This is a genomic window from Virgibacillus sp. NKC19-3, assembly GCF_019837165.1.
GTDB classification, from domain to species: domain Bacteria; phylum Bacillota; class Bacilli; order Bacillales; family Amphibacillaceae; genus Virgibacillus_L; species Virgibacillus_L saliphilus.
This window is the reverse complement of record NZ_JAGYHC010000001.1, coordinates 3,267,484-3,281,083: the sequence shown is the minus strand read 5'-3', so window position 1 is coordinate 3,281,083 and position 13,600 is coordinate 3,267,484. Positions and strand designations below refer to the sequence as shown.

General features: G+C 37.6%; 9 protein-coding genes and 1 pseudogene. 6 read left to right on the top strand and 4 right to left on the bottom strand.

Features of this window, described 5'->3' with window-relative positions; genetic code table 11:
- The first annotated feature begins 81 nt into the window (after window positions 1-81).
- A complete protein-coding gene (gene cls, locus KFZ56_RS15685; RefSeq protein WP_222644027.1) occupies window positions 82-1,539 on the top strand; it encodes a cardiolipin synthase in 1,458 nt (485 codons plus the stop codon).
- Window positions 1,540-1,730: 191 nt separating this feature from the next.
- Here the strand turns inward: cls and KFZ56_RS15680 are convergent, their stop codons facing one another.
- The 4 genes from KFZ56_RS15680 to KFZ56_RS15665 form a co-directional block, all read right to left on the bottom strand.
- The gene (locus KFZ56_RS15680; RefSeq protein ID WP_222642931.1) at window positions 1,731-3,722 is read right to left on the bottom strand and encodes an oxidoreductase; all 1,992 of its coding nucleotides are present in this window, start codon (window positions 3,720-3,722) and stop codon (window positions 1,731-1,733) included.
- 30 nt (window positions 3,723-3,752) lie between these two features.
- Window positions 3,753-5,177: a sodium:solute symporter family protein gene (locus KFZ56_RS15675; protein WP_222642930.1), complete on the bottom strand. Its 1,425-nt coding sequence runs from the start codon at window positions 5,175-5,177 to the stop codon at window positions 3,753-3,755.
- A 17-nt stretch (window positions 5,178-5,194) separates the two neighbouring features.
- The gene (locus KFZ56_RS15670) at window positions 5,195-5,914 is read right to left on the bottom strand and encodes a helix-turn-helix domain-containing protein (protein WP_222642929.1); all 720 of its coding nucleotides are present in this window, start codon (window positions 5,912-5,914) and stop codon (window positions 5,195-5,197) included.
- Window positions 5,915-6,135: 221 nt separating this feature from the next.
- A complete protein-coding gene (locus KFZ56_RS15665; RefSeq protein WP_222642928.1) occupies window positions 6,136-6,819 on the bottom strand; it encodes a haloacid dehalogenase type II in 684 nt (227 codons plus the stop codon).
- A 510-nt stretch (window positions 6,820-7,329) separates the two neighbouring features.
- On the opposite strand from KFZ56_RS15665, the pseudogene KFZ56_RS20100 reads away from it, so the two are divergent.
- The 5 genes and pseudogenes from KFZ56_RS20100 to KFZ56_RS15635 form a co-directional block, all read left to right on the top strand.
- A pseudogene (locus KFZ56_RS20100) lies at window positions 7,330-8,088 on the top strand (SDR family NAD(P)-dependent oxidoreductase); the annotation flags it as partial.
- 176 nt (window positions 8,089-8,264) lie between these two features.
- Window positions 8,265-9,452 (top strand): M24 family metallopeptidase, encoded by a 1,188-nt coding sequence (locus KFZ56_RS15650; RefSeq protein ID WP_222642925.1) that lies wholly within the window; start codon window positions 8,265-8,267, stop codon window positions 9,450-9,452.
- 21 nt (window positions 9,453-9,473) lie between these two features.
- Window positions 9,474-10,643 (top strand): M20/M25/M40 family metallo-hydrolase, encoded by a 1,170-nt coding sequence (locus KFZ56_RS15645; protein ID WP_222642923.1) that lies wholly within the window; start codon window positions 9,474-9,476, stop codon window positions 10,641-10,643.
- A gap of 367 nt (window positions 10,644-11,010) precedes the next feature.
- Window positions 11,011-12,549, top strand: a complete 1,539-nt coding sequence (locus KFZ56_RS15640) for a sodium:solute symporter family protein (RefSeq protein WP_222642922.1) — start codon at window positions 11,011-11,013, stop codon at window positions 12,547-12,549.
- Window positions 12,550-12,659: 110 nt separating this feature from the next.
- Complete coding sequence (locus tag KFZ56_RS15635) at window positions 12,660-13,409, top strand: SDR family NAD(P)-dependent oxidoreductase (RefSeq protein ID WP_222642921.1); 750 nt, start codon at window positions 12,660-12,662, stop codon at window positions 13,407-13,409.
- The last annotated feature ends 191 nt before the right edge of the window (window positions 13,410-13,600 follow it).

Genomic DNA, 13,600 nt, shown 5'->3' with positions numbered 1-13,600 from the left:
GCCATATAGTCTAATATAGATGAATCTAATAAATTTGGATAAAGAAATCGTTCAAATTTAAAGAAGGTGATTATATTGGAAATGGAAATAGGTAATATTATTACTATGGTTGCTTCTATCGTCATTTTTATTAATCTATTACTGGCACTAGGTGTGCTATTTTTCGAAAAAAGAGATGTCGGTTATACTTGGGCATGGCTACTGGTCTTATTTTTCCTACCTATCGTTGGGTTTTTAATTTATATCTTCTTAGGCCGCAGTTTAAAACAAAATAATTTTTATGGCTTAACAGCAGAAGAACAAAAACTGCTTAAAGAGGAAGTAGACACACAATTAAAGCTGATAGAAGAAGAAAAACGAGAAGATGTACCTTGGTTAAAGCAATACAATGACATCATCACCATGAATTTACGTTCCTCTCACGGCAGATTATCAGAGGATAATGAGATTTCCATATTTAACGATGGCCATAAAAAGTTTGATGCACTGCTGAGTGACATCAAAGCTGCGAAACAAGAGATTAATGTGCAATATTATATTATTCAACCTGACCATCTAGGAAAAAGATTAAGAGATGCATTAATAACAAAAGCGAAAGAAGGCGTAAAGGTCCGTATTCTATATGATGAAGTTGGATCGAAAAAGTTGCCTTTCCGATTCTTTGATGATTTAAAGCAAGCCGGCGGGGAAGTTCGTGTTTTCTTCCCATCTTTCTTAAAACTGATTAATTTCCGAATCAATAACCGAAATCACAGAAAGATGGTCATTATTGATGGGGGTTTCTCCTATATTGGCGGCTTCAATGTCGGTGATGAATATCTTGGCGAAGATAAAAAATTCGGTTACTGGCGCGATACGCATTTAAAAATATATGGAAATGCAGTTAATGACATTCAAGTAAGATTTATCATGGACTGGCATCAGGCTGGAAAAGACAAAAAGCATGATGATTATAAAGATTTTTGTTTCCATTTAGAAAAGCATCATGGAAAAAGCCCTGTGCAAGTGGTATCCAGTGGTCCAAACTCGGAGACAGAACATTTAAAAAATATGTATATTAAGATGATTCTCTCTGCTAAGGAGAGCGTCTGTATTCAAACGCCATACTTTATACCAGATACTAGCTTTATGGATGCTTGTAAAATGGCACTATTATCAGGAGTAGATATTCGGATCATTATCCCTTGCAAGCCGGATCATCCGTTTGTTTACTGGGCAACATGGGCATATGTCGGAGACCTGTTAGAATATGGGGCAAAAATATTGCTTTATGAGAATGGCTTTCTGCACGCAAAGACCATTGTAGTCGATCAGAAAATTGCTTCTGTTGGAACGATGAATATTGATTCCCGGAGCTTCCGTTTAAATTTTGAAGTAAATGCGATTACTTATGATGAAGCTGTTTCCACAGAATTATACAATATATTTGAGGAAGATTGTAAGTTAAGCGCTGAATTAACACTAGAACGTTATCATAAACGGTCCTTATGGATTAAACTTAAAGAAAATACTTCGCGTTTACTTTCACCAATTCTATAAGAACAGACCGGGCGTAGCGTGAAAGTGCTATGCCCGGTTTGTTTATAGGTGGGGATTATTTGACCGTGACGGATTTTCTTCCCCTTCTCCTTGGGAATAATAAGACAGGGCTTTCTCTTAGAATCGCAAAATATTGTACGAGCTTTTTGGACATAATTGAATTCTAACATGGCTCGTTCATAAGTCTACTCTTATCTTTTAATTGTCTCTTGTGAAAATTCCCTTACACCGATTTCATTACCTATCCTTGTTCCTTCTTCAATAGCTTCATACATGGAGCGTGGAGCTACACAATCGCCAATCTGATAAACTGGAATTTGTGATGAAAAGGAATCTGTCAGTTCAATTCTTGATCTTGTGAATCCTGCGAAAACATAGAGATCAAATTCTGATAAATTACGAGAAGCATTTGACCAAATATCTTGGAGGCTTACAGACCCATTTTTCAAGTTTACTAAAGATTGATTTGGTGTGCATCGAATATCATATTGCATTAATCTCTTGTATAAGTTTGGTTTATTTGTCTTGTCAACGTCATCTAAAACAGTTTCCCCAAGTGTTGCAAGTTCAACACCACTTGCTCCTTTTTTCTTGATAAAATAAGAAGCATAACTTCCACGCATGCCTCTAGGGTCGTATACAAATACTTTTTTCTCAGCAAAGAAAGATGAGTCCCTCGTCAAGGCTTCCACATCCGTAATGGACATAGAAGCTATATCAGATGCTTGGGGAGGAATGACTGCTTGGGCCCCGGTAGCCATCACGACACAATCTGGTTCCTTTTCCACAATAGTATCAATCGTTGCTTCTACATTACAATGAACCTTTACATTTAAGCGTTCTAGTTCGTTAATTAACCAATCGGTATGCAAACCTATATGACCACGATCAGGCTGTAATACACTATAAGCTACTTGTCCTCCTAGTTTTGACTCTGCCTCAAAAAGAATAACCTCATGGCCCCTTTCTGCCAAAACCCGAGAAGCTTCCATACCTGCTGGGCCTCCTCCAATCACGACAATTCGCTGAAAATTAGTTGAGTCTGCATAATCATGAAGAGCATCGTTAGCAACGCCGGCATTTACTGTACATCCTAGCGGTAATCCTGCAGCCGTTCTTCCAATACATCCTTGATTCGTACCAATACATGGTCGAATTTGTTTTTCCTTTCCTTCATAAGCGAGACTAGGCATATTTGGATCGGCAATCATAGCCCTTGTCATTGCGACAAGATCACAATCGCCTTCTTGCAGTGATTGTTCTGCGTGTATAGGTTTAACCATCCTACCGGCTGCGAGAACAGGTACAGAAAGATGAGGCTTCATTCGTCTTGCTAAATGATTGAAGCACCTTACTGAATAGGAGTCAGGTGGAATCGTCTTGTCCTGAGCGCCCAATATTGCACCGGTTCCGCCGCTAATATTAAATAGGTCGATACAATCGATGGCATCCAAACGTTTGGCAATTTCAAGCATGTCATCTTGATTCAATCCTAAGACGTCTGTCATAGGATCACCTGACATTCTAAAACTGATTATAAAATCTTCGGAAACCGCCTTGTGAATATTCTTTACTACTTCTATTGAAAATCTCATACGTCCGTCGATATCTCCACCATATTCATCCATGCGCTGATTTAAAACAGGACTCCAAAATTGTTCAATAAGATGACTGCCATAGGCTGTCACCTCCATGCCATCAAATCCGCTCTCTTCCAATTTGACGGCAGCATCAACATAAGCTTGTATGATATGGGAGATTTCCTCTTTTGTTAAAGCCACAGGGGTTTCGCGATTTAGCCAATCCGGGATAGCTGAAGGAGCCTGTAGAGGGTCACCAGTAAGTTTGGAACTGATAAGCCTACTGCCTTGATGAGTTGCTTGTGCTAGTAGAACTGCTCCATGTGTATGGATTCTTTGAGAAAACTCCTTTAAATATTCATTGTTTCTATCATCCCATAAACTGACGTATAATGGATTACTTGCTTTTGAATATACGGTTGCAGATCCAAATGCAATAATGAGACCAGCACCACCCATTGCTTTTCTTTCATAGTACCGTATTAAAGATTCATGAATGAGACCATCGCTCAATCCGTCTCCATGAGCGCTGGATACGATGCGGTTTTTGACTTTTTTATTTCCAATATTAATAGAATGAAATAAATTTGGAAATGGGTTCATACTACCATCCTTCCAATTAATTTTATTTTCTTAGGCTTCTTTAGGCTTTGTTTCTAGACTTATTTCTTTATTCTTGTAAATAAAGTTAAGTATAATAAAAGTGATTAATGAGCCAATTAATCCAAAAATGACATATGGTAAAGAGGTATCTACAAGATGCGCGATCGCAGTAGAGATAATACCTACTACCATGCTTCCAATGGCCCCTTGTTTCGTGAGCAGTCGGGAATTTTTTAATATAAATCCTCCAAATATTGGAACGAGTAATCCTGAAGCAGAATATGCATAAGAGGACTCCATCCAACCTAATGTCCATGGAAAATATAGCGCCAATATAATGGATAACAGCATTATGACAACCGTTAATAAGCGCGATATCCTGACAATTTTCTTATTGGAAACTCCTGGATTTATGAAGGGTTCATAAATATCCTTAGTCAAATTGACGACAACCGATTGTAACGCACTACTTAAGGTAGACATAATTGTACTGACGATAAATGCTGCATAAAGCGCCATGAACCCTACAGGAATTTGGGCAAGAAGCCAGCCAGCTGCCAGTTCAGGATTACCTAAATCAGGATTCATTGTATAAATGGATATTCCCATTACAGACGCCCAAGTTCCGCTCAGAACTCCTAAAATAGCTGCTATAATAAAGCCTTGTTTTGCAACTTTCGGGCTCTTTGAAGCATAAATTCTTTGAAAGGACATCTGATTGGTTAATGCACCAGGGAGTATAGCAAAAATCCATAAGAATATGGTATACATACCTGCACCCCCTAATCCATCGGGGAAGTTAACATTCCTCGATGGAACTGACTGTACAATTTCCCCCCAGCCTCCTGCTGCATTGACTACATATATTCCACTTACAAAGGTCATGATGAGGATAACAATCCCGAATAAAAAATCTGTCCAAGCTACAGAGTTCATCCCTCCTGGAAGCACAAACAGTAAACAGATAACTGCAAAAATAGGAATAAGATAATCGACAGAAATTCCTGTAATACTTGTGAATAAACTGCCAAAAGCAACTAATTGTGCACATAGCCAACCAAAAGGCAATATAATTGCCAACACGGTGACTAAAATAATCATAAATTTATTTTCTCCATACAATTTTTTTAATATATCTGGCATCGTAGAAAAATTGTGCTTATGAAGCCAGCCAACCAGAAAAACGAGAAGTAATACCCCAAGTGCATAAAGCGCATTGTATGTTAACGCCGACCATCCACTACTATATCCAATGCCAACAGAGGCAACCAGTACGCCTCCTCCCATTCCTCCTGTAGCATACTGTGTACCTGCCACGACATATACTGGTAACTTTCTTCCACCAACTGTCCAGTTCTCCGCTTTCTTATCAATATACGAAATCCAAAAAGAGAAGCCGACAGATAGCAACAGCAATACTGAAGTACTTAATACAATCATTAATGTTGCAGTCATTAGCGCTACTCCTTTTTCTAATTTTTTTGGGAAGTGCGATATCGGTAAATTCTTGGTGACTGCCCTTCATATTTGTAAAACAGCCTGCTAAATGAAGAAAGTTGGTTATATCCGATCTGCAAGGAAATGTTTGTAATCGATAAGTCTGTTTCAGTCAAAAGTTTCTTAGCCTCTTTCAGACGAACTTCTTGAATATACGCGACAGGAGATTTTCCTGTTCTTTTTTTAAACCATTGTGTATAATACACCGGGTGTAAATTTTCAATGGATGCTAGCTTTTCAATTTCCAGTGATTCTGAAAAGTGATTATGCACATATTCAATAGAAGGTAATATGGAACTCGATCTGATCTTTTCAGCTATGAGACGTACAATATGATAGATCATTTTTGAGTGAGAATCATTGGTTAAAATTTCTTCTAGAAGTAGAAAACGAATGGCTTTCCAGGATTCATTCATTTCTAAATAAATGCCTGAACCGATATCGGGTAAATCGATAAAATATCCAGGAATGTCGACTACGAGAATTTCATTTCTCTTATGCGCATAGTAAGTATGCATACAGGAACTTGGAATTAAAACAATGACATCTTCATCAATTTCTTTAGAAAATTTTTTGGTTTGTATCTCCATCGAGCCTTCTAATGGAAATAGTAATTGTACAAATGGATGTTCATGGGTGTTCGGGACGCCTGAGTAAGTTCTTTTCTCACATACTACATTTCGCAAATCTTGCATCTAAACACTCCCTTTACAATATTTTGAATATATTGGTTAAAGAACATCAATACGTAAATCACTTCGATGTAAAATCTTCCAAACAATATAGAAAGCGCTTACCTTAAATTGGTCATTTCAAACCTATTTTCATGTGTATCTATTAAGCTTATCTTAAACGAGCAAAGATAGTTTGGGGCTTGGTGTACATTTAAAAACGTTATTAACCCCGACATAGCGGGTCAGCTCGCAGCTAATCCCTTTACAACCAAAGCTAATGTCTTCATATCTCCGACTAAATAGTCTTCTTTTACATCAACAGGCCGTGTTTCCCCATAGCGATTTACCCAACAAGATGTAATACCAAGTTCAGAAGCAGGAACAACATCATATTTGAATCCAAATCCAGTGTGTAATATCTCTGATTTATCCAGATTTAACCTTTCCAACAAAAGGTGAAATCCATCATGATTTGCCTTATACGCACCTGCTTGTTCCGCAGTAACGATTTCGTCAAATTCGACTCCAAGTCTTGATACTGTTTCTTCAATAATATGATTATCGGTATTTGTTAGTAAAGCAATTTTAGTATGCTTTTTTATTTCTAATAAGGCTTCTTTCGTATCTGAAAAGGCTCTCCATTTCCCCATAGACCCTGCAAAGTATTCTGTATCTTCTTCCGTGAACGGGTAGCCGAACTGATTAAAAGCCATTGGCAGTGTATTTTTTAACACTTCTTTATATGGCAAATATTGATTTTGTATATAATCAAATTGAATTTCCTCCCAATAACGCTGTAAAGCAACTACTTCAGCATTTTCCATGCCGTGCTTTTCAAGTATTTCTTTAAATATCAACTGGATTTCACCTTCCCAGTCAATTAATGTTCCAAAACAATCGAATGTAATCGCTTTCGGCCAATTCATAAATTCATCTCCTATCTCTTTTTAATAAATAGTATCATACTGTTATAATAAATGCTTATCAGAAACAAACAACCTCTTTATCATTTTTAAATATATTTCTCAACTATTTGTAAGCGATCGATCATAGGTCACTCCAGAAGTCTCTTGCTTTGATAGACATAAAACGTTATCCCCTGTATGGTTTTATATTCAATTGACTTCGTTAACAATCATACATTGAAGTATTTGAGAAATGAAATTTTTCAGTTAATCAACATTTACAAATAAAATTTAATCTGATAGAATACATACAATGTAATACATCATACGTAGTATGTGTGAACTATATTATGTATTCGTTATTAGTGATTAGTAGGTTCACTCATGCTTAGCGTTATATAATCGGTTGAAAGCGTTTTTAATTAACGTGTTTTTGGGTCAATTATTTAGAAAGATAATGTGCCATTTAAATAATATATATTAAATATTTTGAATTAACAGAATGAAAATGCGGATGAAAGGAGAAGGTGCATGGAAAAAGAAAATATGGCAATTTTCCCCAGTATTAAGGGAAAAATAGCGGTTGTAACTGGAGCCGGGAGTGGCATAGGCAGAGCAGTAGCTATACTTTTTGCAAAAAATGGAGCAGATCTTTTTCTTATGAGCCGCAATGAAGAAAAGTTAAAAGAAACACAAAAAATGTGTAAAAACTATGGTGTCCGTTGTCTTTATCATTCAACGGATGTAACTGATCCTATTGCAATAAAAACATCTTTTGCCAAATGCATTAAAACATTTGAGCGAATAGATATACTTTGCAATGTTGCCGGTGGAAGTTTAGGTAGAAAATTAACATCGGACATGACCGGAGACGAATTTGATGAAGTGTATAAACTGAATTTGAAAAATGTATTTCTCTGCTGTAGTGAAACAATTCCAGCAATGAAAAATAAACAATATGGAAAATTGTAAATGTTTCTTCACTTATAGGAAGGGCAGCAGGTGATAATACAAATATAGCCTATTCCAGTATGAAAGCAGGAATCGACCAGTTTACCAGATATTTGGCAAGGGAAGTCGGAAAAGATAATATCCATGTGAACTCTGTATCACCGGGGTATGTCGAAGCCAGCCAGAGGATCACGGATCTATGGAATAAAACACAAAATATGCAATCGGTTTTTGAGCGTTTGTCATTAAAAAGGCCAGGAAGAGCCATGGAAGTTGCCAACGCTATAGTATATCTTGCCAGTGATGAAGCTGGATATATTACAGGTGAAGTTCTGGATGTAAACGGTGGGGCGATTATGGCTTAAACTGCATGGAGTAGAAACGATTTTATTTGTCATTATAACTAGCGTTTGCTTCTATTAGAGATTTAATTAAGGAAGGAACCAACTGAACCTTGTTTCAATTACTTATACTAAAAATGTACAGTGCAACTAAGTGAAAGGAGAAAATCATTTATGGCAACATTTGATTTTGAACAGCCTATTAATATGGAAGAAATGAGAAAATATAGGCTGGAAAGAATGGATGAGCAAATGAACAATGATGACCTTGATTGCATCATAACCATGAGAGTGGATAATGTTCGATATTTAACTAGTTTCCGTCCCAACAGCCCCAATTTATTTTATTATTTTAGATACGCAGCAGTTAAAGCAGTTGGTGATACACCTTGGGCATTGGTTGCAAGTGGTGACTATGATAGAGCGAAAACTTATATGCCATGGCTTCAGGGAAAAGTAAAGCCGCTCCCTATGGATCCTATGCTCAGTGTAGAAAGATTTAAAGAGATTTTTAAAGAACTGGGACTAAGAAAAGGAGCTAAAATAGGTATTGATGAAATGGGATTTCAACTATTTGAGGTGTTTAAAGATACTTTTTCGGATTATGAGTTTGTAGATGCCCGGGCCACATTTTCAAAAGCTAAGGCTATAAAATCTGCTGCAGAGATATACCTTATTAAAAAAGCTTGTGCAATTGCTGAAGCAGGGACTCAAGTTGCTATTGAAAATCTTCGACCGGGACTAACAGAAATTGAAGTTTCCGCTATGATTCATGATGAAATGATTTTGCGGGGGTCGGAAGGAGGACATACCCATCCCACCCAGGTGAACTCCGGTGAAAATGCTGAAACCCTAGTACGTTTCCCGACTGAAAGAATTATTAGGAATGGAGACTTTGTTTTGATGGACGTAGGCTGTTGCTACAATGGTTATCACAGTGATTATTGTCGTACTGTGATGGCGGGGAAGCCTGTAAGTAATGAACAGAAAAAAGTATACACCGCCGTTTATGATGCAACTATGGCAGCGCTTGAAGCATGTAAACCGGGAGCTTACACATCTGATATAGACAAAGCTTCACGAGACGTTCTCCGTCGAGCAGGATATGAAAAATATTGGTATTTCGGAGTTACAGGTCATGCTACCGGTACGTCCCTGCAGGAAGCTCCTATTATAGGGGAGGCTTCTGCACAAGGTGAGAAACCATGGGTTATAGAGCCGGGAATGGTATTTTGTATGGAGCCTTCTGTGCATCTTCCGGGTGTTGGTGGTGTCAGAATTGAAGATATGGTAGCTATTACGGAAGATGGATTCGAACTGCTTACACAGACGGAATACGAAAATAGACTTTTACTTAAATAAGTTGGAAGAGAGGAATCTATCATGTCTGAGGCAAGCATGCTTTTAGATTATATGAAAGAGCACAATAATGAATTTTTGGACGTGTTAAGAGAAGCGGTTTACTTGGAAACACCGACAGAGGGCGACAAAAAAGATTTGGAAAAATGCAGAGATTACTTTGCAACTATTTTTTCGGATATAGGTTTTAAGTGCAAAGTTGTGCCAAGTGAAGACAGTCGTTATGGGGATCATTTACTTATGGAACTGGGAGAAGGCGATGAACAGGTGCTTTTTGTAGGGCACTATGACACTGTTTACGAAAAAGGCACATTTGGTGACATATGGAAGGAAGAAGGGACAAAAGTGTGGGGGCCAGGCGTTCTTGATATGAAGGGCGGAGATGTGCAGGTTTACATGGTTGCAAAAGCACTGAAGGAGCTTAACCTATTACCGGAAAATAAGAAGATTGTATTTTTCTTAAGCGCTGATGAAGAAGCTGGAAGTTACTCATCTTACATGCATTATGCAGAGCAGGCAAAAAAGAGTAGTGCAGCTTTTGTAATGGAAAGTACGAGAGGAGACTATTCAGGCGGCTTGAAAATAGGACGCTATGGGAGAGGAAATTACACTTTTGTGGCAGAAGGGAAACCAGCACATTCTGGTCAGGAACCTGAAAATGCAGAAAGTGGCTTGAAGGAGCTCGCGCAGCAAGCCGTTTACCTGGAGAGTCTTACAGATCTTGAAAAAGGATTAGCCGTTGCTTGTACAAGCTTACAAAGTGGTCATGCAGGTTGGCCTACTGTTCCGGGGGACGGAATGCTGACAATAGATGCACGGTTTTCAACAGCCGAGATGGCAAAAGAGTACGATAAACGATTTAAAAACCTAACCCCTTTTAACTCTAAAGTTAAAATTACAACCAATGGAGGCATAGAAAAACCACCATTTGATGAAAATGATTCTAAGAACAAGGCTATTTATAAAAAAGCAAAAGAGATCGGGAAAGAATTTGGTATGGAAATGAGAGGTATTATTACCAGGGGTGGAAGTGACGGTAATTTCACGGCTTCCGTTGGTTGTCCAACGCTTGATGGTATGGGAATGAGTGGAGACTTCGTACATCAGCCGGGGAAGGAATATATTAACACAAGTGATATTGCTGTAAGAGGTGCTTTTGTGGCGAGAATGGTACTTGAAGTATTGAGAGGTTAAGGACATGCACCATACATACTTACCAGTATAGCAAAGGTGGAAATGGTAATTGTATATCCAATTTAAAATAACTATTAATAAAGGGGATTCTTATGGGAGACGTATATTGGATGACTGCAATTCTGGTAATTCAAGCAATTGTTTCTTCAGTCATATGTGCAGTGTTGGCTCATAAAACAGAAAGCGTTGTTGACGAAGCAGAGGATTAAAAGCAACAATCATTTTTCTCTAAGCATAAAAATTTGAATAATTAGATTGATGGTAATGAATGCAGATTTGTAAATGTTTTTTGAAGTAGTGATACCCATTAGAAAAGTAACAATAGTTATGGATCATTGCTATTTCAAATATACAAGGGAGTATGGAAATGAATATTTATGTTATCGTTTTAGTTTTGTATTTGATCTTCCTAATTGTACTTGGTATTTTAGCTGCTAAAAGCGGAAAGGATACGCCTGAAGATTATTATGTAGCAGGAAGAAGTATGAACAAATGGGTAGTTGCTGGTACATATGGAGCCAGTTTTATGAGTGCAGGTACTTTTATTGGTCAAATTGGTGCAAATTACTCTATTGGTTGGGTGCAGATTTGGAATATGAATGCGACACTACTTCCGATGTTTGTACTAGCGGTCTTTTTCGCAAAAAAATTCTGGAGAATTGGCTACTATTATAATGCCCAGTCGATGCCAGACCTTATTTCCCTAAGGTATCCATCTAAGATAACTAGAGGCTTTTACTCCCTTCTTATATTAATGATTTACGTCGTTGGAATGGCTTCGATGTATTTGGGGATCTATACGATATTGAGCCTTGTTACAGATCTTTCGTATATGACATGTATTATAATAGGTGCTGTAGCCGTATTGCTTTATTCCTTAATGGGTGGAGCGCGAGCTGTTGCATGGACGGATACAGCCAGCCTAGGTGTAATGTTGTTCGCTATAATTGCTTCTGTTACAGTTGCATTAATAAATGGCGGAGGTTTCACTACTATTATATCTGACTATAGCCAGGCTTCCGCTCCTGAAGGAACTACATGGGTGGAAGGTTCGGAACTTGTATCTGCAACTAACAGTAATTTCACCTTAAACATGGTAATATCTTTCTTTCTAGTATGGGCATTAGGAAATCTTTCTCAACCACATCAGATGACAAGAGTCTATCTTGCTAAGAATGAAAAAGCTGCTATAAGTGGTGTCGGTATTATATTGATACCAAATGCTATCATTCTTATCGGTGGCTTGATAATTGGAGCATACGCACGGGTAAACTATCCTAGTCTAGAAATAATTGATTACGCTTTCCCATCGGTTGTCTTAGGAGCCCTTCCATCCTTCGTTGCTGCCATTGTTCTTGTAGGTATTATAGCAGCGGTCTTATCAACAGCTTCAACAATGCTTATTATTTCATCTCAGGCTACTGGTTATGATATCTATAAAAAACTGATTAATCCTAACGTGCCGGATAAAACAGTAGTCAAGATTTCAAGGGTCACCATGGTAATTTGTACATTCGTTGCGATCGTCATTGCATATCTTGCTCAGTCTATAGAAGGCATATTTTTCTTATGGTCATCTGCATTTGCGATGATGGGGGCGGGGGTACTTCCTTCACTTGTAGGAGTCTTCTACTGGAAGAGAGCAAACTCAAAGGCTTGTCTTTCCAGTATGGTAGTAGGGTTTACTTCAACAGCATCGATGTATTTATTTCCGGTATTAATGCCAGATTGGGCCGTGCATCCTATATTACCTGGTTTAATACTTTCGGTTTCTGTTTTTATCATCGTTGCATTAACTACCAAAAAGCCTGATAAAGAGATTATAGAGATGTTTTTTGGTGAAAAACTGAAAGATCCTAGTAAGAGAAAAGGCTCTATTCATACATGTACCGCGGTTAATGAATAATCCATATGCTAAGCGCTAAATATGAAATCAGACCTAAGATTTCTGGATGTGAAAATACCTGAAGTCTTAGGTTTTACTTGATATAATATATAATTATGGGGGAATATTGAATGGAAAATAAAATTGCAGTTATTACTGGAAGTACATCCGGTATAGGAGAAGATATTGCTATAAAATTTGCAAGTATCGGATACAAGGTAGTTGTAGTAGGGAGAAATAAAGAAAAGGGAAATCGTATAGTTGATACGATAAAAGAAAAAGGTGAAGAGGCAATATTTCTTAAGGCCGATGTTTCACAAAGCGATGAATGTGAAAATTTATTTAAAACAGTGCTGGAAACGTACGGAACAGTTGATATACTCGTAAATAATGCTGGTATTATGCGTAATTTGCCTATTGTAGATATGAAGGAAACGGACTGGGATAAAGTTTTGGATATAAACCTTAAATCTTACTTTTTATGCTGTCGTGAAGCAATTAAAATTATGAAAGAAAAAGGATATGGCAGGATTATAAATATCTCTTCCAGAGGATGGTTAGGTGGAACGGCCCAGAGTAATTATGCAGCTTCAAAAGGTGGAATTGTAAGTCTTACGAGATCACTTGCCTTAGAGACGGCAAGAATGGGGATTACCGTGAATTGTGTTGCGCCGGGTATGATCGATACACCGCTCCACAGACAAAGTACGGAAGAGGAAGTTAGCTTCCGCATGGATAGTCAACCAATGGGGAAAGTGGGAACCCCGAGACAGGTTACAAATATTGTAGAATACTTTGCCGACGAGGAAAATTGGTTTACAACTGGTCAGGTATTATATGTATGTGGGGGAATGAGTGTATTGGCATCTTTATCATCTTAAGTTTCAGATAATGAAGGGAAGTAAATATAAATTCACGCTAAAAAGTGACCAAGAATTACCGACATCTTTTTTTCTAATTCCTATTTTCATAAATGAAACGATAATGTAAGTATAAAATTAGCCCATTGCATTAAAATAGGGCTAATTTTATGAGAGTATATCAAAAATAAAACGTTATGTAACGACTATCT